The sequence below is a fragment of the Planktotalea sp. genome, from assembly GCF_018607995.1.
Taxonomy (GTDB): Bacteria; Pseudomonadota; Alphaproteobacteria; order Rhodobacterales; family Rhodobacteraceae; genus Planktotalea.
The window spans coordinates 1-23145 of the sequence record NZ_JABBAL010000001.1; the positions used below are offsets into that span (position 1 = coordinate 1).

Below are 23145 nucleotides of genomic sequence, written 5' to 3' on the forward strand. Positions count from 1 at the left end.
GTCGCCCTCGATATCAGCGTGCTCGTCTTGTGGGTGAGCGGTTGGTAGCGGACCTAGCACAAGCCTACCTCGCTGAGGTGTCACAGCGGCTACGTCCCGGTAGCTACAAGTCGGTGCGTTTTGCGCTGGAGTTACTGTGCTCTCACCTAGGTGGGCGTGCTGTTGGTGACTTGTCCCTGAGCCATGGAAAGGAGGTGCTGGGGTACATCACTCAGCTCTCTCCCAACGTGCGCAAGTACAGGCAGGGGAAGGACGCTGGCTTGGTTGACCTAGCAAGCCTGTCAGTGGCCTCTGAGGGTATCACTCTGGCACCCCAGACCCAGGCCCGTATCCTCAAGCAGATGTCCCAGTTCCTTGACTGGTGTGTTGGGGAGGGAGAGCTAACGGCCAACCCCTGGGAGGCCCTCAAGGTCAAAGACCGGCCAGAGGTCCATCCCCATGGTGTGCTCACGGATGAACAGGTCAGCCTCCTCCTCAGTGCCAAGGACCGGCTGCTGCACAGTGCCCTGCTCTTTGGGCTCCTTACGGGCATGCGCTCAGGGGAGATCTGTGGGCTCATGGCGGAGGACATCACAGCAAAGGGCAACCTGGGGCGGTTTGTTAGCATCAAGCCCAATGCGGTGAGACTGCTGAAGTCCAAGGCAGCTGAGCGAGAGGTGCCACTGCATGGGGTTCTAGAGGGACTTTTGGATACCGTCCTGCCAAAGTCCGGCAGGCTGTTCCCGTATCTCACGGTGGACAAGGTTGTGAAGCGGTACGCAAAACTCAGGCAGAGACATCCAGAGCTGCACAGGACCGTGTTCCACTCAACCCGTAAGTGGTTCATCACACAGTGTGAGCGCACAGGGGTTCCTGAGCACTTCACTGCAACTCTCGTGGGGCATCACTCGGCTAGGTCCGCCAATAAGCTGACTTATGGGCTGTACTCGGCTGGCATCAGTGATGCGCAGAAGCGGGAGATCGTCGAGGGGGTCAGAGTGCCTCAGGCATAAAACATGCATGCACTCAAACCCCGTCTGGCTTCCCTTCGCGGGTGGTCAGGCGGGAGTACGGCGATTTATTTTTTTGCGGGAGGAGGAAGGTTTGGAGCCAGTGCAGACATTGGTGCCAATCGCAGCGAACGCAAGAAAACCCAAGATGACAAATGCTGCGCCTCGCATATTTCTACAGGAAGGGCGCTTTGCGGTCGTTCGCTGCGCCATCCACCAAGGTCACCAATGCGGACAGTGCGGTCCTTGCTCGAATTTTACCCAAAGTCTGCTTTCAGATTGAACCGTTCAACAGACGGTGGTTTTGGGAGATTTATATCAACGCGATGAATAGCCATTTTCATCCCTTCTGTTTAAGACACTAGGTAGCTGAAGACCCAAGTTGTAGCCACACATTCTGGCGAGCGCCTTTTCAAGTCAGACCAATTATACGGAAAGTAGTCTATGAATAATTCAATCTTCGGGAATCGGCGTGCAGCCAGCATCGTATTGGCGGTGGGGATTGTGATTGGCCTTTTGGGGTTTACGAACAATGGGCCGTTCATCAAAGGGGCGAAGGGCTACTCACAAGAGATCGCAAGAAGTTCGGCCACGGCTTACTTGTCACTTCGGTTAATCAATGCCGCGATTTCGTTTGCTGAAGAAGTGGAAGTGGGTGGTTCAGTCATAGCGGTGAACGGATCAGCACATCCATTCAAGGTACTCGAACCGATTGATGATGCCGTTGAACGTCTGTCCGCCGCAATTTTTCTTGTTGGCGCTGTTTCAGGTGTTTTGGCTGTTGTTTTACCGATGTTGGGAGGTGTCGCGCTCGTATTGATCGGAGCTTCTCTGACAATTCTGGCAGGTATGGACTTGAGCAGTCTAAGATACCCGGGCCGAAATTTCTTGTTAAACTTGTTTCAAGGAACCGCCCGATTGGGCGGGTTGGGATTTCTGATTGTCATTGCGTTTTCGATAAGTTCTTGGTTCGCAGACGGCGTATCAAATAGGGCATGGGGTGAGTATCAGCTTACTCTCACAAATATTGCCGAGCAGATGCCCAAGCTATCACCAGAAAATGTATCGATTCTCGATGCAGAGCAGGCAAATGAAATTGAGGACCATGATGAGTTGGTTGAGCCTGAGGCGATGTACCTCGAAGAAGAGGAAAAAGGGTTCTTTAAAAGTGTCGGGAACGGGCTGAGAGCAACCGGCGAAGGGGCCGTGAATATCGCCAGTTCCGCAGCGTCCGGTGTAAGCAATTTGACAACCAGTGCAGTTGACGGCGTAAAGGGAGCGGCATCGTCTGCTACCGCGTCCTACAACAAGGCGAAGAACATATTGATGGTTCTTACCTCTAGATCTGATGATTTAGTAATGGCACTGATGGGGGTTTTTGCTGCATTCCTGTTTAAAACTGTTGTTTGCCCTATGCTCATCTTGATTGGTCTTTGGAAACTAACAGGAAGTTTTGAATTTATGCGCAGAGATGGACAAGCCCCAACGTCTGAAACGTCCGCCCGTTAAGATTGCACCGCCAAGTGGTTGTTTGGTGGTGCCTTAAAACCCTCTTCATTGGCTCTGCCGCAAAACACCCCAATTTGCTCTGCCAAAAAAAACTCATTTGAAACCTGTGTGGTTTTGGAGGGTTTTTGACAAGCCAACGATTGCAGACATTCTCGGCGGTGCAGAATATTGGTCGGTTTGGGCTCCTTACCGTCATTCGCTGCACCGTCCGCTAAGGTCCGCAATTGGCCGGAAGCTGACCTGCCAACCCGTCCAGCTTTGGGAGCAAGCCAAAAACGTCACTCTGATCTGACACATAAGTCTGGACCGCTTTCAGGACCATTTCACCTTGCAGCCCCCTCCTTAAGTCCTTAGTGTTGCATGAGAAAATTCTGAGTTCGGTATCCTCTCCTGGGCACCATTCTCCCCCACATTAGATTGGAAACGAGAATGACGAACACACTGTATCAAAACGACATCCCCGCTGATCTGGATCTTGGCCCAGTCGTTGCAATTGACTGCGAAACCATGGGTCTGCATCCTAATCGCGATCGCCTGTGCGTTATTCAGATGTCGGGCGGCGACGGCAACGCTCATTTGGTACAAGTGGTAAAAGGTCAAACCGAAGCGCCCAATCTGTGCAAGATGCTCACAGATCCGAATGTTCTGAAACTTTTCCACTTTGGTCGCTTTGATATTGCGGCGATGCAAAACGCGTTTGGCGCAGTAACAGCGCCTGTCTATTGCACCAAGATCGCAAGCAAATTGATCCGCACCTACACGGACCGACATGGTCTTAAGAACCTGCTGCAAGAACTGCTGAACATCGACATCTCCAAACAGCAACAATCCAGCGATTGGGGATCCACCAAACTGACCAATGCACAACTTGAATATGCGGCGAGCGACGTTCTTCATCTGCATCGCCTGCGCACAGAGTTGAACAAGCGTCTGATCCGCGAAGATCGTATGGTGATTGCACAAGCTTGTTTCGACTTTCTACCCATGCGCGCGAACCTTGATCTTGAAGGTTGGCCAGAACAGGACATCTTCTCTCACTAATGACTGATGCATCCAAATTTCTGGACACCGCGCGCCGTGTAATCCGTATCGAAGCCGATGCCTTAGCGCTGCTTGCCAATAACGTTGGCTCGCCGTTTGGGCAGGCTGTTCAAATGATCCTCGACGCCCCGGGGCGCATTATTGTTTGCGGCATGGGCAAATCCGGTCATGTCGCCCGCAAGATTGCCGCAACCTTTGCGAGCACAGGCACACCCGCGCATTTCGTGCATCCCGCCGAAGCGAGCCATGGCGATCTTGGCATGATGGCCAAAGGAGATGTGGTTTTGGTTCTGTCTAATTCAGGTGAAACGCCAGAGCTCGCGGACGTCATCGCGCACACCCGTCGCTTTGGCATCCCAATGATTGGCGTGGCGAGTAAAGCGACATCAACGCTACTGACACAGTCAGACGTGGCCATTGTCCTACCTGCCGCTAAAGAGGCCTGTGGTACAGGCGTTGTGCCAACCACATCAACAACAATGACCTTAGCGCTGGGCGATGCGATGGCCGTTGCTTTGATGGAGCATCGTGATTTTACACCTGCCAATTTCCGTGATTTCCACCCCGGTGGAAAATTGGGCGCGCGTCTCTCCAAGGTCGGCGATTTGATGCATGCAGGTGACGCCTTACCCTTGGTCGCAACGAATACGTCTATGGGTGATGTTTTGCGAGAGATCAGCCAAAAAGGCTTTGGCGTCGTTGGTGTCGTCGATACCGCACGCCAATTGCAAGGTATCATCACAGATGGCGACCTGCGCCGTCATATGGACGGCTTGCTAGATCTAAGTGCCGAGGACGTGCAGACCAATGGCCCGACAACTGTTCAGGCGGGTGCGCTAGCGGAAGAAGCGCTTGGTATTATGAACGCGCGCAAGATCACATGTTTGTTCGTCACGGATCAATCGGGCAGCGTTGAAGGTCTTTTGCATATTCATGATTGTTTGCGCGCAGGTCTTGGCTAAGGCATGGCGATTGGCGATCACGCATACACGCGCGTCATTCGCGGCCTGAAAATCACGCTGCCCTTAGTGGCTTTGGTTCTGCTGTCGACCATGTTTTTGCTATCCAAAAAAGTAGATCCAACCGCGGCAATCGCCCTGTCTGATCTTGCGTTCCGCGCCAAGATCGACCGCTCACAGCTGAGCAACCCAAGCTACGACGGCACGACGGGAAGTGGCGAAAGCATGAATGTCACAGCCCAATCCGCACGCCCTGATCCAGAAATTGAGGGCAAGACCTATGGTCAACTGGTCAACGCAAATATCAACCTCGAAAATGGTGAGGTAATGACCGTCACGGCTGACACAAGCGTGGTCGATGAAGCCCAAGACTTGGCGACCCTGCGTGGTAACGTACATATTATCACGACAGACGGGTATAATTTCAAGACCATCCAACTAACCTCCCTTATTTCAAAGTTAGAGGGCGAATCTGCTGGGACCGTCGCTGGTTTTGGCCCCCCCGGAAGGCTAGATGCCGGCAAAATGTTCGTGCACACGGATGATGATACAGGAAATTTACATTTGCTTTTTACCCAAGGCGTGCATTTGGTGTATACCAAACCAAAAGAAGAATAGGCGAGCATTGTGATGTTGATGAAATCATACCCAATTCTAAGCGCTGTGGTGCTTGGCCTCACGCTCTCATTTGGCGGCTTTGTTCATGCGCAAGACACAGACGCCGATCCCGCAGAGGGCGGCACGACAATAGCCTTTGGGGATCGCAAGCAAGACACGGATGCGCCGATTGATGTCACATCTGAGCGGCTCGCGGTGGATGAAAACGCAAACACCGCGCTCTTCACGGGCGATGTTGTGGTGATCCAAGATACGATGACGCTTTATGCGCCTTGGGTAAAGGTCTTTTACAAAGAAGATCAAAGCGGGATTTCCCACGTCAAAGCCAAAGATGGCGTCACTTTGATTCAGAACGAAGAAGCCGCAGAAGGCGAGACAGCTGAATATGATCTCGAAAAAGAGATCATCGTTATGAATGGCGATGTATTAGTGACACAAAAGCTAAGCGCGATTGCATCTGACAAAATGACTGTGAGATTGGGCGACGGTACAGCCCTGATGACAGGCCGCGTGAAATCCTTGCTACGCACCAACACGAATTCGAAAAAGGACGACGAATGAAGCAGGCTGATCTGCAAGTGACCGAAGGCAGCTCTGGCCTGCGCATCGCAAACTTGCGCAAAAGCTATAAGAAAAAAGTGGTGATCCGCGACGTTTCGATGACGCTTGATCGCGGCGAAGTCATTGCGCTTTTGGGGCCGAATGGCTCTGGCAAAACCACCAGCTTTTACGCGATTGCAGGTCTTGTTTATCCTGAGGGAGGCTCTGTCACGATTGACGGTCGCGTTGTGACCAACCTTCCGATGTATCGCCGCGCTAAACTTGGCATCGGCTATCTCCCCCAAGAAATGTCAATCTTTCGCGGTATGAACGTGCAAGACAACATCGCTTCGATTCTCGATATTTCGGTGAAAGATCGCCAGAAACGTCGTGAACGACTTGAAGAACTTCTCTCTGAATTCTCCATCGAACATCTACGCAGTGTGCCTGCGCTTGCCCTTTCAGGGGGTGAACGCCGCCGTGTCGAAATCGCGCGCTGTTTGGCTGCTCGTCCGAAATATCTGCTGTTGGATGAACCTTTTGCTGGCGTTGATCCTATTTCCGTTGGTGACATCCGCCACCTTGTCGCAGATCTAAAGAAACGCGGCATCGGTGTGCTGATAACAGATCATAACGTACGGGAAACATTGGAAATTGTGGATCGTGCTTATATTTTACACGACGGTCAAGTTTTGATGTCTGGCACACCTGAAGAAGTGGTGGAAAACGAAAATGTGCGCCGCGTTTATCTTGGCGACAAATTCAAAATTTCCTGAAACTTCAAATTACTTTCCCGCGCATACCTACCAGAATTGATTGACACAGAGGCCCTTCGTGTCGTCAGATAGGGTATGACGTTTTGCAAGATTACGCATCTTCATCTGCTTCGTATCCCTACCGGGGAGGGCGTCCTGCAATCTGCAAAAATGTCATTCTCTGTCCGCCAACCCTGACAACAGGACCGCGTTCTCCCGTCGGAGCAGCGCGTTGGCACCAATCAATGAAGGAGACAGGATGCGTTACCAAATCAGTGGCAAACAGATCGATATCGGCGAAGCGCTGCAAACTCACGTAAAGGCTGAATTAGGCGATATTCTAGATAAATACGCCCAGCGCCCGACAGATGCAAATGTCATCTTTTCTAAAAGCGCCCATGAATTCGTATGTGAAACAGTCGTCCATCTATCCACTGGGTTAACCGCCTCTGCGCGCGCCCATGCTACTGAAATATATGCAGCTTTTGACAGTTGCTGCGAAAAAATGGACAAACAGCTTAGACGGTACAAACGTCGTCTTAAGGATCATCACAAAGATCGCACAGACCCAGTTGAATTAATTGGCGCATCCTCGTATATCCTCGAACGAGAACATGAAGAGCCAGAATCGGAGCCCGATTCATTGCAGCCCGTGATCGTCGCAGAGATGGAAACCAGCATTCCAACCCTCACTGTAGGCGAAGCCGTGATGCATATGGAATTGGGCAGGGCGCCGGTTCTTGTGTTTAAGAACGTAGGCAGTAAGAGCGTGAATGTCGTTTATCGTCGGGATGACGGCAACATTGGCTGGATCGACCCGAAGTAACGCAGCTATCCGAGATAGGTGCAGCAAGGCATATGTAAGTGGATATTCTTGATCTTTTGAAGCCAAACGCTGTGAAAGCGGTGTCGACGGTCTCTAGCAAAAAGATGCTGTTGCATGCTTTGGCGGATCTTTCGGCGCAGGTTCACGACCTTGATGCCGAAACCACTTTACGTGCCTTGCAAGATCGCGAAACGCTGGGGCCGACAGGTGTTGGCCACGGCGTCGCCCTGCCACATGCGCGCCTTGCGGGTCTGGAAAAAGTGAAGGCCATTTTCATTCGTTTGGAAAAGCCTGTAGATTTTGGCGCTGTCGATCGCCAGCCTGTTGATCTATTTTTCTGCCTGTTTGCGCCAGAAGATGCGGGCGTTGAGCATCTCAAGGCGCTCGCTTTGATTTCTCGCACAATGCGTGATGCTGGCATCTGTGCAAAGCTTCGTGCGAATACAGAGCAGGACACGCTCTATACAATCATTACAGAAACACAGCGCCTTCAAGCCGCTTAACTCGTTCCTGTATTTGCAAGAACGAGCTCTTTGTAGAGCGCTCTGATCCGTGCTGTGACGGGCCTATCACCTGTTCCAATGATCTTACCGTCGATCTCATCAACGGGGGTTTGCGCACCAAAGGTGCCGGTCAAAAACGCCTCATCAGCACCATAAGCATCAACGAGCGAATAGTTCCGCTCGTGCACCTCAATCCCATTAGCACGGCACAAGTCGATCACCTTCTGACGGGTCACACCATTCATGCAATAGTCCCCTGTCGACGTCCAAACCGCCCCTTTGCGGACGATAAAAAAATTGCAAGCGTTGGTCGTGTTCACAAACCCATAAGGATCAAGCATGAGGCCTTCGTCCGCACCCGCCTGCTCTGCTTGCAAGCAGGCGATCACGCAATTCAATTTCGAATGACTATTGTACTTGGCGTCTTGGCTCATCGGAAAACCGCGCACTTGCGGCACTGTTGCAAGGCGAATGCCTTGGCTTTGCAACGCCTCCGCGGGCTTTGAGTGCTCCATGATGACAACCAAAGTCGGACCCGTGCGACTGAGCGACGGATGTTGAAATGGTTTCACCTTCACACCTCGCGTCAGCATCAATCGACAATGCACATCCGTGATCATCCCGTTAGCTTCAGCCGTCTTGCTAAGCGCGTTCAAAATTCCTGCTCGATCCATTCCAACGTCAAGCGACACAGCTTTGCAACTCTCAAAAAAGCGATCCATGTGTTCGTCGAAAAATGCCCACACCCCATTATAGAGCCGCATGCCTTCCCACATCCCATCGCCCAACATGAACCCGCTGTCATAGACGGACACCTTCGCCTCGTCGCGGTGCACAAGGTCGCCATTTACATAGATCTTGATATCGCGATTACGATCATCGTCTTCAGCATCATGGGTGGTGTGAGTGTCGGTGCTCATTTCGGATCTAGCTCCAACTATCAAAACCGAACATCAAATAGTCGCACTGGTAAGAATCCTGTACTGCGCTTTCAACTTCTTCATCATAGATGTCCTCAAGCGCAAAAAAACGCAAGTGCAGGCGTTTCCAAATCTGGGGCGGGCAAAGCGTCGCAGCCAGCGGAAATTACAAGGATCGGAAGCATCTCAACAAGCTGGTCTTCACGCAGAGGCATATCGGGATGCGCGAACTCAGCCATGTTAGAAATCGCCTACGCCTGGTCACACCGATGCGCGTCCACACGGATCGCAGTTGGTCAGAAATAATCATCTTCACGAACTGAGCAAAGGCAATAAAGGCCTCGCGGTGCGCTGCAAGGTCCAATTTTCATTCGGTTCTTGACCCCGAATTAGCAGTTTGTGAGAGCGGCGCAGCGTGTGGCGGATCTTATTGTAGCTCCCCGGCCCTGTGGTCAGGATCTTGGAGCAGAACCCATCAAGCAAACGCAACGCAGGATGGCGCACAACAGTAAAGGTGCAGTGCCCAAGATGATCACGCTTCCATTGGCGTAGGGATTTTTGGTTGAACCCCGTCTGCAGCGCATCGAGTGCGCTATCATCAACCGCAGCGAGCCAATTTCTCACAGCCTCCTCAGGCCCGGTGCTGATCGGCATAAACAAAAGCGGCGCGTGAGGCGCAGCGATATAGCGTGGCACGACAGGTCCACGACGCGGCTCAAAATTGGGGGTGCGCGTCAAGTTAAAGTGATAGATGCGCGACAGGCCTTTTTCGAGCGCGTCCGCGTTCACAACCATATCTTCCAGCGCCACAGGATTTTGCGGCTTCAATGAATCATTAAGCCCATCAAGACGACCATCCACCCCTAGAAAACTGGCGAGACCGTTCATCACATCAAGGTTCTGCAAATCCTCATACGCCACATAAAACGCGGTCTGCGCCTGCAAACGGTTGAGAAGGGTCACTTGAAACGCTTGCAAACCTTCTACATGAATTTCGAATTCTGCTGCGTAAACGTCGCTTTCGCATCGCAGCGACGCTTCACATTGGTTAGCTTCCATTGTCCCGTTTCCTGCGCGATGTTCCAAGACACGTAGCTTTCTAAAGGGTTGCGTGTGAGGATAACTTTCGCGCATCTCGGGTCATCCAAAGCAATATCAAGCACGCGTGGATCATAATCATGGAAATAGCAAAAGCCCCCATCCCATCAGAAAACTTCTTGATCGTTTCAATCAGCTGAACAGGGCTATCTTCCCGCATCTCCCGCGTAACGCCCAAAATTTCTGTCTTGTTCGGGTAGCCAATGAAATGCGGATTAAACGCTCCGCCATGACACGTGACTCCCTCAATCGCATTTAGATTTGCTTACAGAAAATTCGAGCCTGTGCGCATCTCAGCAAACACAATGAAGGAGTCAAAATCAGCACTCATATCTTACTTCACCAGATAGTGTTTGCGTGGCTTATCAGGTTGAACAGTTGGGCCATCATGGATTGGAAAATCACCCATCAAATGTGGATGCATACCTTAGTTCTTGAGGTTCTGAAGGAACTGACCAAACCCTTTCAGATCGGCCATTTTTGGCACTTTTGACAAGCGACGTTGTGGCGCGTTTCCAATCTCATCGATGATGGTTTGCAAAGGCTCCATCGGAGCTTTCAATAGACTCGGCCATGGTCCAAATACGAATGCATGATGGCGACGGGCTTGTGTTTGGCAAGGACTTCGTCGATGCGCGCGTGATCCAATAGATCACCACGTTCAAATGGGCGAATTTGATCACCTCTTCCCAACCTGTGGAAAGATTGTCGAAGCACACCGGAATGTACCCAGCTTTGGATAATGCTTTGCAGGCGTGTGAGCCGATATATCCGGCCCCACCTGCGATTAATACGCAATCCAATCCAGTCTCTCCCGTTTGATCAAGTTACTGCGCTACGCGTTCTGCTGCCATGATACCTGTTAAATAGTCATGCAGGTCGTCGCGTAAATCATCGCGTGACAGACCAAACGCAACTGTCGCCTGCAAAAAGCCCGACTTGGACCCGCAATCGAAACGCTGGCCACGGAAACGATATCCATAAACACCACGATCCGAGCCAATCTCTTGCGCAATCGCATCGGTTAGTTGGATTTCACCACCTGCACCAGATTTGATCTTGTTGAGGTTCTTCAAAACATGAGGCGACAGAATATAGCGACCAATAACGGCTAGGTTCGACGGCTCTGTCCCGGGCGCTGGCTTTTCCACCATGCCTTTGACGGACACCATTGATCCCATATCTTCTTCGACATCGAGAACACCGTAGGACGATGCCTTTTCTGGCGGGACTTCCATCGCAGCAACCATGTTACCACCGGTTTTTTCATAGGCTTCAACCATTTGCTGCAAGCAAGGTTTTTCCGCCGCAATTACATCGTCAGGCAAAATTACCACAAAAGGCTCATTCCCGATCAAACGACGCGCACACCAGACCGCGTGTCCAAGGCCCAGCGCTTTGTGTTGACGCATGTAGGCGATTGTACCACTGTCCATGTTGGTCGATTTTAGGATTTCAAGAAGGTCATCTTTTCCCTTCTTGCGAAGTTCATTTTCCAGCTGTGGGGAGTGATCAAAGTAATCCTCAAGCGCACCTTTGCCACGCGAGGTAACAAAAATGAATTCCTTGATGCCAGCGGCGCGTGCTTCATCAATTGCGTACTGAATAAGAGGGCGATCAACGAGCGTCATGATTTCTTTAGGAATAGACTTTGTCGCTGGTAAAAACCGCGTACCTAACCCAGCGACAGGAAAGATAGCTTTCGTTACTTTGTTACGCATACTGACGTCCCCAGTGTTAATTCGTTACCATTTCACATCCACTAAATGCGAATTGGGTTCTAAAAATGTCAAAATCGAATTTCGAGTGTATTGTTTCAAAATTTTCATCCCCACGTCGGTTTTGCAGGGAAACCACGCACCATAGCAAGACGCTTGATCTCTTTCGCCGTTCTTTTTCTCCGTTTGTTCAATAAAAACCTCGATCCGTAGCGTATACTGCACCCAAAAAGCCCGTCCGACTGCACCCAAACTCCACCCTTGGTAAAGCGTATTTTATGTGCTCTCGCAAAGGTTGAAACAATGAAGGCAGAGGCGCGACCACCTTCTTTCACAGTAGTCTCTGCGTCGGTCAGTACGCGTCGTGACTCCGATCGTTTGCCCGCAAGGACAGCATGATCACTTGAAGGACAGCGCTCCATCGTTTGGAATCCGGTTGCGGCGTTTGGAATCTCTCGCATGACCCCGATCTCACGCGATTTGCCAGCCGCAACCCCCTTTTTCGAACGATGCAAGTAAACGCCGCACATCACGCGGTTCGATCAGCCCATTTACCATGTGCCTCAGCGCCTGCTGCCTTTGTTCGTGCCGCGCACATGCCAACGTTTCAAAATTACCACTCGCATGTTTGCGTAGATAGACGGCAAGGCTTGCACCGATCTCAAACAGATCTGTGGGCACTCTGTCACTTCACCGTGTCGCGCTGGCTTTGTAGCCATGATGTACCTGCGCAAGTGGTGCGATAGCGGTACGATGACAAGGATACATTAGCCAGAAATTGACGTCCGTTTCATCCAGATAAAACCGAAACGCCGGATCAAATCCACCCATCAGCACAATCACATCACGGCATAAAGCCATGTTCGTGCCTTCGGTCTTGATGGCGCGACCATTCGAAGGGGTCAAAACACTGATCTGGTCTTCGGCAACCTCAAGCGCAGCAGCCGCATCGGGGTCACGAAACACGGCGGTGAGATAGTTAAGCCACGTGGGTTCCGCTACCAAATCGTCATCAATAAAAGCGACAATTTCGCCAGCGGCCTCTGCAATCTCATGATTGCGTGCGGCAGATTTGTTGGCTTCGTTGAACTCGATTATTTTCAGATCGTCGAAGAACGGCAGCTCACGTACACCGCTGAGACCATCACTATCAGCAACCAAAAAAACTTCGAAATTAGGTTAATCAAGCTAGGAAATGCCAAGCAGGCACAACGGTAAATCAGCAACGCGGCCTCTGCTCACAATAATGACAGAGACCGTTGGCGTGCTCATTCAACCCCCATCTCCTGCATCATGCGTTCCAGCACAGGGACATCTTCGGGATTATTCAGTTCCCAGAATTGTTTTCCGCGCGCTTCGACTTCGACGCATTGCACGGTGCTGCCTTGCTCCATAAAGCGAAGCTGCTCTAAGCCTTCAAGCTGCTCCAAAAGACCCACTTGCCAAGTCGGATAAGCCATCAATGCAGCAGGGCGGTAAGCGTAAACGCCAACATGATGAAAAACGGGCGTTTCAGCGTCATCCGCATAAGTGTCAGAGGTAAAAGGAACCACCTCTTTGCTGAAATACATTGCGCGCATATTGGCATCAAACACAGCAGTTGTTCCGCCGACACGACTCGCTTTGCGATCCGCGAGAAATCCGTTCAGCGCGCGTCCATCACAGCGCAAAACAGGCGTTGCGATATCGGCCTCAGGGGTCGCGCGCATAGCGCTTACAAGATCTTCAACGAACCAATGGGGCGTTAAAGGTGCGTCGCCTTGCAAGTTCACCACGATCTCTGCATCGCTAACCAGCACGTCATATGCCGCTGCACAACGTTCCGTGCCATTGGCGCAGCTTTCAGGCGTCATCACCACTTCTGCACCAAACGCTTCTGCTGCGTCTTTGATGCGATCATCATCCGTCGCAACAACCACACGGTCCACACCGTTCACAGCGATTGCCGCTTCCCACGCACGCTGGATAAGCGAGCGTGACTGGCCACTTGCACCCTTAAGCTCAGCCAAAGGTTTCGCAGGATAGCGTGTCGAGGCATAACGCGCGGGGATGACAATCAAGACTGACATTTAGGCGTCTTTCAATTCAACATCAGGCGAATAGGCAATGAAGAAGGGATTAGCGAAACCGTCTTTGCCATAGGTCAAATCTTCATGGTTATCAAAACGCACAACACGTCCTCCCGCACCCGTTAGAACAGCATGCCCTGCGGCTGTGTCCCACTCCATCGTGCGACCAACGCGCGGATAGATATCCGCTTCACCCGTGGCGATTAGACAGAATTTCAGAGACGATCCCGCGCTCTTCATATTTCGCACTTGATACTTGTTTATGTAGTCATCAGTCGCCTGATCGCGGTGCGATTTGGACGCGACCACATAAAGCGCTCTGCTGTCCGGCTTGCTAACTTCGATCAAATTTTGTTGGCCAATCACATCGGGATGCAATGGCCCTATCTCTTCAATAGATTGGCCGTCTGCACGCGTGTAGAACATCCGCTTTTTCGCAGGCGCATAGACGACGCCACGCGTCGGCACGCCGTTCTCGACATAAGCAATATTGACAGTGAAATCGCCGCGGCGGTGGATGAACTCTTTTGTACCATCCAAAGGATCGACAATCAGGAACGTGTCACCCTTTGCGCTATGGGACTCTGACTGCTCTTCAGTGACCAGCATCACATCGGGAAACGCTGCATGCAGACCTGCGGAAATAAGCGCATCAGCAGCTTCGTCAGCGGCGGTGACAGGGCTGTCGTCGGATTTTGATTTCACATCGAAATCATCCTGACCATAGATGCCCATAATCACATCACCCGCGGCGAGCGACAGACGGCGCATAGTTTCTTCCAATTGCTTGTAGTCCATGTTGCCCTATTCCTGCCTAAGATCATTCGTAATATTAATAAATTCTCCATCCCTCTTATGATAGGAGAGGGCGAAAACGGCAATAATCATCAACAAATTCGTCGCATATCAGGCAGAAAACACATGTTTCGGGTTCGAAGACGCGAAACCACACTCGGTAAGGTCCTCACATTTAGTGACCTCGTGTACCACAACATCGTGCACACATTCTGTAAGGCGCACGGCAACGCTTTGATGAGTATCGCGGTCAACTTGTTGCAAATGATCATTTTCGTGCTCGCGTTATATTTGATGTTTACCATTCTTGGTCTGTGCGGTGCAGTGCTGCGCGGCGATTTCATGGTTTATATTATGAGCGACTTTTTCCCGTTCATAAGGCACATTAAAACTGTGGGTGCAATCACTGGGTCAGACGGACCCGCGTCACCGATGATGAAAAACACGCCGATGAATACGTCGATCTCCATTGTCGCGGCTGCATTGTCCCAGCTTTATATCCAGATGATGTCACTTGTGGTAATCATGTTCGGCTACCACGTGCTTGTGACGCCATTTATCATTCTGGGTGTTGCGGGTGTTATGTTCATAATCTGGCTGACTTGGTTCACCGCATTCGCAATCGGCTTGGTCTTTCTCGCGATCAAACCTTAGTCACCAGGCACCACAAGCCTACTTTCGGCGATCTACCAGCGTGCCAATATGATTTGTTCTGGCAAAATGTTCGTCGCTAATTCCCTGACACCCCAATTGCGAAACTTCTTCGACTAGAACCCGCTGTTTCATTGCATCGATCAGGCAAGCGGGTTTGCATTTTAAAATATGTACCTCGCAACTCGAACTGAGAATATGCGTTTTACCTGGGTCTCGTGTTCTAAATGATCAGTATGATGGGCGAATTCTACACGCGCAAACATGCCTCCGCGAGCTGGAGCGCACGACAATGATACGTCTCTTCGCATTCCTCTCGCTTTTCCTGCCAAGCCAGGCTTTGGCCGACAGTCTTCCTACGCGATACTCTGTGAACAGTGTTGCCACGAATGACACGTTGAACATCCGCGCAGAGCCGAACGCAAGTTCACCAAAACTCGGAAGCTACCCACCCTTTGCGATAAACATAGAGGTGCTACGCGTCCGTGAGGATGCTAAATGGGACATGATTGGCATGGGTGAGGGCAACAGCTGGGCGACCATGCAATATCTCCAAGTGATGCCAAACGACACCTCATACACCATATCGCGCCTGCTTAGCTGTTCCAGAACGGAGCCGTTTTGGACCCTAAACATGACACCCCGCAGCACAGAGTTCACAGAACTTGGCGCATCTCGCATCGATCTGAACGACATTAGTGAGGCGGTAGCACAAACAGGATCTTTAGCGACGTTCGAAGAAGGTCCAACCAAAATTTACACGCTGATGTTCGAGCCCGCGTAATGCAGCGACAGGATGAGCGATCAAGAGTTTGGCTTCACAGGGCGCGTCTTTATCGAAACACCAGACGGCAATCGCTACTTGCGGGGATGCTGCACAATGGACGCGACAAGATAGGTCGCGACATCTCAGGTCACGACACGCAGCGTTAGGTTTAAACGACCCCCCTTGGCGAGCACACGTGACGATCCAAACCGGATTTTATCAACGCCGTGATACGTCAACCGTGCATCGCCACCCATGACAACAACGTCGCCTGAGGTAAGCCAAATCGACTCAGTCTTGCCGCCGCGTTCAAGGTTACCAATGCGAAACAACGCATCATCGCCAAGCGAGACAGACACGACAGAGTGCGAAAAGTCGCCCTCATCGCAATCCCGATGCATACTCATCTTCGCGTCTTCGCCATAGAAATTCATCAAACAGCATTCTGGCGTGCGATCTGACCCGCTCACATCATTCCATATCTTCATGACAGGCGCGGGGATCGCTGGCCAAGCCATGCCGTCAGGGTGCGCACGCGCATAACGATAGCCAGAGCGATCAGAGACCCAGCCAAAGTCACCCGCAGAGGTCATGCGCACGCGCATCGGTTTGCCATATGGGGTCATCGGCGAAAACAGCGGCGCAGCTTTCGCAACCTCGCGCACCGCATCCACAAGATGCTGTTGCGTCACACTGTCGAGCAACCCTTTGTAAATCTCAAAACCGCGCAGGGTCAGCTTTTCCATGGCGTCATTAACTCCAAATTCATTCTAAACGCGAAAATTACGCCGGAACTGCGCAAAATCGCTAAATGAGTGGCGCACAATCCTTGCAGCACCCATTTACGCTCCTTATATACCGCTCGAACGTTGGTTTGCACCTTTGCAAATCACTAACCAATCGAGGCGCAGATGCCATAACGGGTTTGCGTCTCGTGACATCGCCTTGACCTTAAAAAGGGATTGAAACTATGGCCAAAGTAATTGGTATTGACCTCGGTACGACAAACAGCTGCGTGTCCATCATGGACGGCTCTCAACCACGCGTGATCGAGAACGCAGAAGGCGCGCGCACAACGCCGTCTATTGTGGCTTTCACAGATGACGAGCGCCTTGTTGGCCAGCCGGCAAAACGCCAGGCCGTCACAAACCCAGACAACACAGTCTTCGGTGTGAAGCGCCTCATCGGTCGCCGCTTTGACGACGAGCACCTGAAAAAAGATCTTAAGAACCTGCCGTTCTCTGTTGTCGATGGCGGCAATGGCGACGCTTGGGTTGAAGCTAAGGGTGACAAATACTCCCCAAGCCAGATCTCTGCTTTCATCCTCGGTAAAATGAAGGAAACCGCAGAAAGCTATCTTGGCGAAGGTGTGACTCAAGCGGTTATCACCGTTCCTGCGTATTTCAACGACGCACAACGCCAAGCGACAAAAGACGCAGGCAAAATTGCTGGCCTCGAAGTGTTGCGCATCATCAACGAGCCGACAGCAGCCGCGCTAGCCTATGGCCTTGATAAAGAAGAAACACAGACAATTGCGGTCTACGACCTCGGCGGTGGTACATTCGACGTCACGATCCTCGAGATCGACGACGGCCTGTTCGAAGTAAAATCCACCAACGGTGATACGTTTCTTGGCGGTGAAGACTTTGACATGCGCATCGTCAACTACCTCGCCGATCAATTCAAGAAAGAGAACGGCGTTGATTTGACCAAAGACAAGATGGCGCTTCAGCGTTTGAAAGAAGCAGCTGAAAAAGCGAAGATCGAACTCTCTGCCGCAAACCAGACAGAAATCAACCAACCGTTTATCTCCATGGACCCAAAAGGTGGCCAGCCACTTCACATGGTTCTTAAACTGACGCGTGCAAAGCTGGAAAGCCTTGTGTCCGATCTGATCAAAGCGTCTATCAAACCTTGCCAAGCTGCGCTTAAGGACGCGGGTCTATCCACATCAGACATCGACGAGATTGTCCTTGTTGGTGGTATGACACGTATGCCGCGCGTTGTTGAAGAAGTGACGAAATTCTTCGGTAAAGAGCCACACAAGGGTGTGAACCCAGATGAGGTTGTTGCGATGGGTGCCGCCATTCAGGCGGGTGTTCTTCAAGGCGACGTTAAAGACGTTGTTCTTCTCGACGTTACGCCACTGTCTTTGGGCATTGAAACGCTCGGCGGCGTGTTCACACGTTTGATCGACCGCAACACAACGATCCCAACGAAGAAATCACAGATCTTCTCGACCGCAGAAGACAGCCAAAGCGCCGTGACAATCCGTGTCTTCCAAGGTGAGCGTGAAATGGCGAACGACAACAAAATGCTCGGTCAGTTCAACCTTGAGAACATCCCACCTGCGCCACGCGGTCTGCCACAGATTGAAGTGACGTTTGACATCGACGCAAACGGTATCGTTGCCGTTGGCGCGATGGACAAAGGCACGGGCAAAGAGCAAAAGATCACAATCCAAGCCTCTGGCGGTCTGTCTGATGACGATATCGATAAGATGGTCAAGGACGCGGAAGAGAATGCGGATGCGGACAAAGAGCGCCGCGAATTGATCGAAGCGAAGAACCAAGCGGAAAGCCTCATCCATTCGACTGAAAAGTCCATGGAAGAGCATGCTGATAAGGTCGATCCGACAACGGTCGAAGCGATTGAATTGGCGATTGCCGCACTCAAGGACGAGCTGGAAACAGAGAACGCCGACAAGATTAAGTCCGGCATCCAGAACGTGACTGAGTCCGCAATGAAGCTGGGTGAAGCCATCTACAAAGCGTCGCAAGACGAAGCAGATGACGAACCAATGGCAGCCGATCAAAACCCGGATGACGACATCGTTGATGCCGACTTTGAAGACCTGAACGAAGACGAAAAGCGCGGGTAAGGGGTCGCGTTTCGCGCGACCAACTTCCCTAAAGGGCCGGTCTGTTAAATCAGTGCCGGCCCAATGCGTTTCCTCAAAGCAGGATTTGTTATGTCAAAACGAGACTATTACGACGTCCTAGGCATCGCCAAAGGTGCATCCGCGGATGAGATCAAGAAGGGCTATCGCAAGAAAGCAAAAGAACTTCACCCCGATCGCAACTCAGACAATCCAAAAGCTGAAGAGCAATTCAAAGAGGCTAATGAAGCCCACGAAGTCCTGAAAGACCCCGAAAAGAAGGCGGCGTACGATCGCTATGGTCATGCGGCCTTTGAGGGTGGCATGGGCGGCGGCGGTCGACCTGGTGGCGGGCAAGGTGATTTCAGCTCTGCTTTCTCTGATGTTTTCGACGATCTGTTTGGCGATTTCATGGGTGGCCAACGCAGCGGTGGCGGTGGTCGAAACCGTGCGGCTCGTGGCTCGGACTTGCGTTTCAACCTACGTGTTTCGCTGGAAGAAGCTTTCGCTGGACTGCAGAAGACAATCAACGTTCCGACTGCTGTGAATTGTTCCAGCTGTGAGGGCACAGGCGCGGATGGCGGCGTAGAGCCGACGAATTGCCCCACATGCTCCGGCATTGGTAAGGTCCGCGCACAGCAGGGTTTCTTTACGGTTGAACGCACATGCCCAACCTGTTCCGGCATGGGTCAAATCATCAAGAACCCATGTAACTCCTGCTCTGGCCAAGGCCGTGTTGAGAAAGAGCGCGCCCTAAGCGTGAACATTCCGGCGGGCGTTGAAACAGGCACACGCATTCGTCTTTCCGGCGAAGGCGAAGCAGGAGTGCGCGGTGGTCCGTCCGGCGATCTCTACATTTTTATCGAAGTGAACAAGCACAAACTGTTTGAACGAGATGGTGTGAACCTGTTCTGCAATGTTCCTGTCTCCATGTCCTCTGCGGCGCTGGGTGGTGATATTGAAGTGCCAACTATTGATGGGGGACGCAGCCGCGTGAAGATCCCAGCGGGTAGCCAATCTGGCCGTCAAATGCGTTTGCGTAGCAAAGGTATGCCAGCCCTTCGTGGTGGGGGCGCAGGTGATATGTTCATCGAACTTGCTGTGGAAACGCCTGTGAACCTGACCAGCCGTCAGAAAGAATTGCTAAAGGAATTTGAAGACCTCTCCGAGGACAACAACCCTGAAAGCAAAAGCTTTTTCTCTTCCGTGAAATCCTTTTGGGATAGCATGAAGGGCTAAAGCACGACACATCTAAATCTTAGTCCGGCCAGCCACGCTGCGCCGGACTTTTTTGTACAGTTAATTAAAAAATTGTCGAATCGGCTGATCAAAGTCAGCATGGGCATTCAACACACACAGTTTTCCGATATATCCGCCCCCGCCTTCAGTCTGCGCCTTGCCGATAAAACAGGCCGCGAACGCCTTGGGCTCTCTGATAGCAATCTTCGCGATAAACACGTAGCCTTTTGCGTGAGCGTTTTCAAGACCATGGCACCGAACACCTAAGCGGTACGGAGATGCTGGATCTAAAGCCCGTATCGCTCATCTTCCTCTGATCTCTAGCTGGGACGCTGTACTGACTTACTGCCACACTAACCTCGCGCATAAAAAACAGAAGAATTCCACGTTCTTTTCCTAGATCGCCGCAATATGCTGGTCGCTGATGAGACTTTAGGCGTGGGCACAGTTGATCATGTTCCCGCCTATCCCCGCGAGGTGCTAAAGCGCGCGTTAGAACTCAATTCCTGCGCCATCATCCTCGTACACAACCATCCCTCGGGCGATCCGAGCCCATCACCCAGCGACGTAGAAATGACCAAGCTCATCAAACAGGCTGCTGACAGCCTGTTGATCACGTTGCACGATCATCTGATTATCGGTGCAACTGGCGAGTCGAGCTTTGTCAGCGAAGGGCTGCTTTAGCGCACCCAAACCTCCACACGGCGATTGACCTGCCGACCCCATGCGCTGTCATCACAGGCCATGGGAAGCGCTTCGCCAAATGCTTCGACTGAAATGTTTAGCTCGCTCAGATCTACGGTTTCTACGGCTTTCTTTACGGCGGCTAAAACAGAATTGGCGCGCCGTAGCCCAATTATTTTATTGCCATCTGCCGGACCCTGCCCATCACTAAAGCCGACAAATGTGACCGAACGTTCGTCATAAACACCCACCTCAATCGCGCGGGCAAGTTGCTGCACATTGGACAAGGATTGTGCATCCAGCGCGCTTGAACCTGCACGAAACCTAAAAGATGTGCTGAGACGCTTCATCGGACTGAGCACTTTAACCAAGCGTTTCACATCGGTCAGGTTAATCTCCGTTCCAATCAATGAAATTGCATTGGCAAAACGATCGCCCTGCTGGTTGATCGACAATTCTTCCGGCGCTTGATCTACAAAACCAGCGCGACGGATCACAATCTGCGCAGAGGGCGAGCGAGTGAATGTCAAAAATTCGCGGGCCAATTTGGGTAAGCGACGCGCAGGAATGTAGAGAAACATTGGTACGGTTAGCGGATAGTCCTCAGTCTTGATCGTCACACGACCCGCACGCAGGGAAAATCCGCACGTGCCTGTCAGCACCAAAACATCTGCATTACCTGTTTCGGAGTAGCTTGAAATTCCTATAGCAAAAGGATCGTCTGTCACAGCTTTGATCAGTGCATTATTCGTTGCGTGTCGCATAATATTGCTATCCAGAACCAAAGCGGCAGGCGCCATCAAGCGATCTTGAACTGCTTGGGATAGACCAGACTTAGGATCGCGCAGATGCATAGAGATTGGTGCATCAGGCCCGCCCAAGTCTTTCCAATTTGTCACACGACCCGCAAAAACTCGCGCGAGCGTTGCAGGCGAAATCGCATCAACCGGATTGCCGGGCGCAGTGATCGGCACCATCGCATCCAGCGCCAGCACGCGGCTTCGGTTGGGGCCACGCAAATCGCCTAGCCCTGCTTCATTCGCGCGTCTGTTCTCGGTTAAGCGAATCTCGCGCAGCGACATCACTATGTCCGCTTCATCCGCCAAAAGATCGGCAAAGCCCTCATCCGTGTTCGTCACCTGAAATATGAAGCGACCCAACAGCGCGCCGTCTTTTTTGTAGCGCAATGTGTAAACGAAGTGGATTGCGTCTTTGCGTTCCCGTTCAGCCACATACCCATGTCGCAGCGCAAAGCCTTCAATTAGCGCAGGCATCAAGACCTCACCAATCTTTGCAGAACCAGACACAGAGAGCTCTGCCACGTAATTCAGCAAATCAGGGCACGCGGAGCCCGCGCAATTCACGCCGGAACCATCAACCGTCAACTCACCATAGACTGTTTCAACACGGTAGAATTTACCGTCGAATCCCAAAAGAGTGCCATTCACCTCGACAGAGCCATCAGGCGACGTCAACGTCACATCCTGGGCCATAAGCGGAGCAGTTACCATACAAACAAAAAATGCGGCGAGGTACGCCGCACGTTGCAATAACATCAATCAACAGCCTCGAAGTGTTGCGCGCTTAGTTACGCGCAACTTTCAAGTCTTGTATCAGGTTTCCCAGCACCAGAAAATCACCAACTGCATCACAAGATAGAATTGAAGCGTCAGATCTTGCACTTTCATCTTGCCAGCACGGCTGACTTCAAGGGTTTGCGCTTCGATGCGCAAACAAAAATTGGCTACAGTCACGTTTGCATCAACAGAAACATGCACATCGCCCATCGTTTTGGAGGTGCTTGTCGGGAACGTATAGACTTCGGCAACCAATGCTTGGCCTTGCTCGTAATCGCCCGAAACTGTGACAAATCCGCCAACACCTTTGGCCGCATCGCTGACACTCCTCTTGGAGTCCACATTCACGTGACCTTCGTCGCGATAGTCTGCGCCGAATTCGAAAGCGTTAATGTGCAACTGGCTCTTTGCTTTTGATTGCACAACCATACGGTCGTAAAACTCTAGAGACGGTACTTTTATATCAGCAAGCGCACCCTCACCATTCACAAATGCAACAATGATAACCGCATTTTCAGACAAAGCCGGAATGCTAAGATCGAGGTTGCCGTCTGCATCCGTCGCATGTGTGAACATCATGCCATTATGGTGGAACGTCACGCGCTCATTCGGATAGCAGTTTGCTGTCAAAGTCACAAACCAAAGGCGCACGTACACGCACAGTGTTTGTTAAACAAGCAGCTAGCCTAAGCAATTACTGAGTGTCAGCTGCGTAGACGTTGCTGCGCCCCTGTTTCGCAGTCAGAAAGGGGGCACTTTAGTGCAAATACAATGTGTCAGCTGTTCCTCAACATATTCCACGCATGTGGGCTGCAAGGTGCCAGCAGTCACAGTCCTCGCAGGACATTCATCACATGACTTGCTAACAAAGGTATAGGCATACGTGTGCTAGCAGAACTTGCTGGACACAGTTCAATCGCAGTTACTCAAAGATATATAAACGTAAACGATGAGCAGTTGGCAAACGCTGTAGAATTGCTTTGATGAGGACATTGCTTTAGTGTCTTATT

General features: G+C 51.6%; 22 protein-coding genes and 4 pseudogenes. 15 read left to right on the forward strand and 11 right to left on the reverse strand.

What is annotated here, in order from left to right:
• Positions 1-260 precede the first annotated feature (260 nt).
• The 9 genes from QZ280_RS00005 (at position 261) to QZ280_RS00045 (ending at position 7740) form a co-directional block, all read left to right on the forward strand.
• Positions 261-992, forward strand: coding sequence for a tyrosine-type recombinase/integrase (locus tag QZ280_RS00005; protein WP_293439940.1), 732 nt, complete (start codon positions 261-263; stop codon positions 990-992).
• Positions 993-1433: 441 nt separating this feature from the next.
• Positions 1434-2498: a hypothetical protein gene (locus tag QZ280_RS00010; protein ID WP_293439942.1), complete on the forward strand. Its 1065-nt coding sequence runs from the start codon at positions 1434-1436 to the stop codon at positions 2496-2498.
• Positions 2499-2927: 429 nt separating this feature from the next.
• Positions 2928-3539, forward strand: coding sequence for a ribonuclease H-like domain-containing protein (locus QZ280_RS00015; RefSeq protein ID WP_293439944.1), 612 nt, complete (start codon positions 2928-2930; stop codon positions 3537-3539).
• The gene (locus QZ280_RS00020; protein WP_293439946.1) at positions 3539-4501 is read left to right on the forward strand and encodes a KpsF/GutQ family sugar-phosphate isomerase; all 963 of its coding nucleotides are present in this window, start codon (positions 3539-3541) and stop codon (positions 4499-4501) included. The genes QZ280_RS00015 and QZ280_RS00020 overlap by 1 nt, the downstream gene beginning before the upstream one ends.
• 3 nt (positions 4502-4504) lie before the next feature.
• A complete protein-coding gene (gene lptC, locus QZ280_RS00025) occupies positions 4505-5116 on the forward strand; it encodes an LPS export ABC transporter periplasmic protein LptC (RefSeq protein ID WP_293439947.1) in 612 nt (203 codons plus the stop codon).
• 12 nt (positions 5117-5128) lie between these two features.
• Positions 5129-5677: an LptA/OstA family protein gene (locus tag QZ280_RS00030; RefSeq protein ID WP_293439949.1), complete on the forward strand. Its 549-nt coding sequence runs from the start codon at positions 5129-5131 to the stop codon at positions 5675-5677.
• Positions 5674-6432, forward strand: a complete 759-nt coding sequence (gene lptB, locus QZ280_RS00035) for an LPS export ABC transporter ATP-binding protein (RefSeq protein WP_293439951.1) — start codon at positions 5674-5676, stop codon at positions 6430-6432. Before QZ280_RS00030 ends, lptB begins: the two co-directional genes overlap by 4 nt.
• A gap of 238 nt (positions 6433-6670) precedes the next feature.
• Positions 6671-7237, forward strand: coding sequence for a ribosome-associated translation inhibitor RaiA (gene raiA, locus QZ280_RS00040; protein ID WP_293439953.1), 567 nt, complete (start codon positions 6671-6673; stop codon positions 7235-7237).
• 38 nt (positions 7238-7275) lie between these two features.
• Positions 7276-7740 carry a PTS sugar transporter subunit IIA gene (locus QZ280_RS00045; RefSeq protein ID WP_293439955.1) on the forward strand — a complete coding sequence of 155 codons (465 nt, stop codon included), beginning with the start codon at positions 7276-7278 and terminating at the stop codon, positions 7738-7740.
• Here QZ280_RS00045 and QZ280_RS00050 read toward each other — a convergent pair.
• From QZ280_RS00050 to cysQ, 8 genes and pseudogenes are all read right to left on the reverse strand, one after another.
• Positions 7737-8660, reverse strand: coding sequence for an aminotransferase class IV (locus QZ280_RS00050; protein ID WP_293439957.1), 924 nt, complete (start codon positions 8658-8660; stop codon positions 7737-7739). The genes QZ280_RS00045 and QZ280_RS00050 overlap by 4 nt on opposite strands.
• Positions 8661-8667: 7 nt before the next feature.
• A pseudogene (locus QZ280_RS00055) lies at positions 8668-10089 on the reverse strand (nodulation protein NodH).
• Positions 10090-10092: 3 nt separating this feature from the next.
• Positions 10093-10360 (reverse strand): annotated as a pseudogene (locus tag QZ280_RS00060) (glycosyl transferase); the annotation flags it as partial.
• Positions 10347-10561: pseudogene (locus QZ280_RS00065) on the reverse strand (NAD-dependent epimerase/dehydratase family protein); the annotation flags it as partial. The pseudogenes QZ280_RS00065 and QZ280_RS00060, both read right to left, overlap by 14 nt.
• 24 nt (positions 10562-10585) lie before the next feature.
• Positions 10586-11479 (reverse strand): UTP--glucose-1-phosphate uridylyltransferase GalU, encoded by an 894-nt coding sequence (galU, locus tag QZ280_RS00070; protein ID WP_293439959.1) that lies wholly within the window; start codon positions 11477-11479, stop codon positions 10586-10588.
• Between the two features lie 687 nt (positions 11480-12166).
• The gene (locus QZ280_RS00075; RefSeq protein WP_293439960.1) at positions 12167-12637 is read right to left on the reverse strand and encodes a glycosyltransferase; all 471 of its coding nucleotides are present in this window, start codon (positions 12635-12637) and stop codon (positions 12167-12169) included.
• Between the two features lie 107 nt (positions 12638-12744).
• Positions 12745-13545, reverse strand: coding sequence for a manno-octulosonate cytidylyltransferase (locus QZ280_RS00080; protein WP_293439961.1), 801 nt, complete (start codon positions 13543-13545; stop codon positions 12745-12747).
• Positions 13546-14343 carry a 3'(2'),5'-bisphosphate nucleotidase CysQ gene (cysQ, locus tag QZ280_RS00085; protein ID WP_293439962.1) on the reverse strand — a complete coding sequence of 266 codons (798 nt, stop codon included), beginning with the start codon at positions 14341-14343 and terminating at the stop codon, positions 13546-13548.
• Between the two features lie 234 nt (positions 14344-14577).
• On the opposite strand from cysQ, the gene QZ280_RS16150 reads away from it, so the two are divergent.
• The gene (locus tag QZ280_RS16150; protein WP_365733953.1) at positions 14578-14994 is read left to right on the forward strand and encodes a hypothetical protein; all 417 of its coding nucleotides are present in this window, start codon (positions 14578-14580) and stop codon (positions 14992-14994) included.
• Positions 14995-15283: 289 nt separating this feature from the next.
• Entirely contained in the window at positions 15284-15775 is a 492-nt protein-coding gene (locus QZ280_RS00095; RefSeq protein ID WP_293439963.1) for a hypothetical protein, read from the forward strand.
• A gap of 125 nt (positions 15776-15900) precedes the next feature.
• Here the strand turns inward: QZ280_RS00095 and QZ280_RS00100 are convergent, their stop codons facing one another.
• Positions 15901-16503, reverse strand: a complete 603-nt coding sequence (locus tag QZ280_RS00100; RefSeq protein ID WP_293439964.1) for an alpha-ketoglutarate-dependent dioxygenase AlkB — start codon at positions 16501-16503, stop codon at positions 15901-15903.
• Positions 16504-16727: 224 nt separating this feature from the next.
• Here QZ280_RS00100 and dnaK point away from each other — a divergent pair, with 224 nt between their 5' ends.
• The 3 genes and pseudogenes from dnaK to radC form a co-directional block, all read left to right on the forward strand.
• On the forward strand, positions 16728-18638 hold the full coding sequence (gene dnaK, locus QZ280_RS00105; protein WP_293439966.1) for a molecular chaperone DnaK: 1911 nt from the start codon (positions 16728-16730) through the stop codon (positions 18636-18638).
• A gap of 90 nt (positions 18639-18728) precedes the next feature.
• Positions 18729-19874 carry a molecular chaperone DnaJ gene (dnaJ, locus tag QZ280_RS00110; protein ID WP_293439968.1) on the forward strand — a complete coding sequence of 382 codons (1146 nt, stop codon included), beginning with the start codon at positions 18729-18731 and terminating at the stop codon, positions 19872-19874.
• Positions 19875-20160: 286 nt separating this feature from the next.
• Positions 20161-20558: pseudogene (gene radC, locus QZ280_RS00115) on the forward strand (DNA repair protein RadC); the annotation flags it as partial.
• On the opposite strand, the gene QZ280_RS00120 reads toward radC, so the two are convergent.
• Both QZ280_RS00120 and QZ280_RS00125 read right to left on the reverse strand, forming a co-directional pair.
• Positions 20555-22114: a phosphate ABC transporter substrate-binding/OmpA family protein gene (locus QZ280_RS00120; RefSeq protein ID WP_293439970.1), complete on the reverse strand. Its 1560-nt coding sequence runs from the start codon at positions 22112-22114 to the stop codon at positions 20555-20557. The pseudogene radC and the gene QZ280_RS00120 sit on opposite strands and share 4 nt — an antisense overlap.
• A 57-nt stretch (positions 22115-22171) precedes the next feature.
• Positions 22172-22786 carry a hypothetical protein gene (locus QZ280_RS00125; RefSeq protein WP_293439971.1) on the reverse strand — a complete coding sequence of 205 codons (615 nt, stop codon included), beginning with the start codon at positions 22784-22786 and terminating at the stop codon, positions 22172-22174.
• A 234-nt stretch (positions 22787-23020) separates the two neighbouring features.
• On the opposite strand from QZ280_RS00125, the gene QZ280_RS00130 reads away from it, so the two are divergent.
• Positions 23021-23119, forward strand: a complete 99-nt coding sequence (locus tag QZ280_RS00130; protein WP_293439973.1) for a hypothetical protein — start codon at positions 23021-23023, stop codon at positions 23117-23119.
• Positions 23120-23145 lie beyond the last annotated feature (26 nt).

Bases quoted from the DNA above. Each gene is read 5' to 3' on its own strand.
- QZ280_RS00010 (WP_293439942.1), top strand. From the start codon at position 1,434: ATGAATAATTCAATCTTCGGGAATCGGCGTGCAGCCAGCATCGTATTG.
- QZ280_RS00015 (WP_293439944.1), top strand. From the start codon at position 2,928: ATGACGAACACACTGTATCAAAACGACATCCCCGCTGATCTGGATCTT.
- QZ280_RS00020 (WP_293439946.1), top strand. From the start codon at position 3,539: ATGACTGATGCATCCAAATTTCTGGACACCGCGCGCCGTGTAATCCGT.
- lptC (WP_293439947.1), top strand. From the start codon at position 4,505: ATGGCGATTGGCGATCACGCATACACGCGCGTCATTCGCGGCCTGAAA.
- QZ280_RS00030 (WP_293439949.1), top strand. From the start codon at position 5,129: ATGTTGATGAAATCATACCCAATTCTAAGCGCTGTGGTGCTTGGCCTC.
- lptB (WP_293439951.1), top strand. From the start codon at position 5,674: ATGAAGCAGGCTGATCTGCAAGTGACCGAAGGCAGCTCTGGCCTGCGC.
- raiA (WP_293439953.1), top strand. From the start codon at position 6,671: ATGCGTTACCAAATCAGTGGCAAACAGATCGATATCGGCGAAGCGCTG.
- QZ280_RS00050 (WP_293439957.1), bottom strand. From the start codon at position 8,660: ATGAGCACCGACACTCACACCACCCATGATGCTGAAGACGATGATCGT.
- galU (WP_293439959.1), bottom strand. From the start codon at position 11,479: ATGCGTAACAAAGTAACGAAAGCTATCTTTCCTGTCGCTGGGTTAGGT.
- QZ280_RS00080 (WP_293439961.1), bottom strand. From the start codon at position 13,545: ATGTCAGTCTTGATTGTCATCCCCGCGCGTTATGCCTCGACACGCTAT.
- cysQ (WP_293439962.1), bottom strand. From the start codon at position 14,343: ATGGACTACAAGCAATTGGAAGAAACTATGCGCCGTCTGTCGCTCGCC.
- QZ280_RS16150 (WP_365733953.1), top strand. From the start codon at position 14,578: ATGAGTATCGCGGTCAACTTGTTGCAAATGATCATTTTCGTGCTCGCG.
- QZ280_RS00095 (WP_293439963.1), top strand. From the start codon at position 15,284: ATGATACGTCTCTTCGCATTCCTCTCGCTTTTCCTGCCAAGCCAGGCT.
- QZ280_RS00100 (WP_293439964.1), bottom strand. From the start codon at position 16,503: ATGGAAAAGCTGACCCTGCGCGGTTTTGAGATTTACAAAGGGTTGCTC.
- dnaK (WP_293439966.1), top strand. From the start codon at position 16,728: ATGGCCAAAGTAATTGGTATTGACCTCGGTACGACAAACAGCTGCGTG.
- dnaJ (WP_293439968.1), top strand. From the start codon at position 18,729: ATGTCAAAACGAGACTATTACGACGTCCTAGGCATCGCCAAAGGTGCA.
- QZ280_RS00120 (WP_293439970.1), bottom strand. From the start codon at position 22,114: ATGTTATTGCAACGTGCGGCGTACCTCGCCGCATTTTTTGTTTGTATG.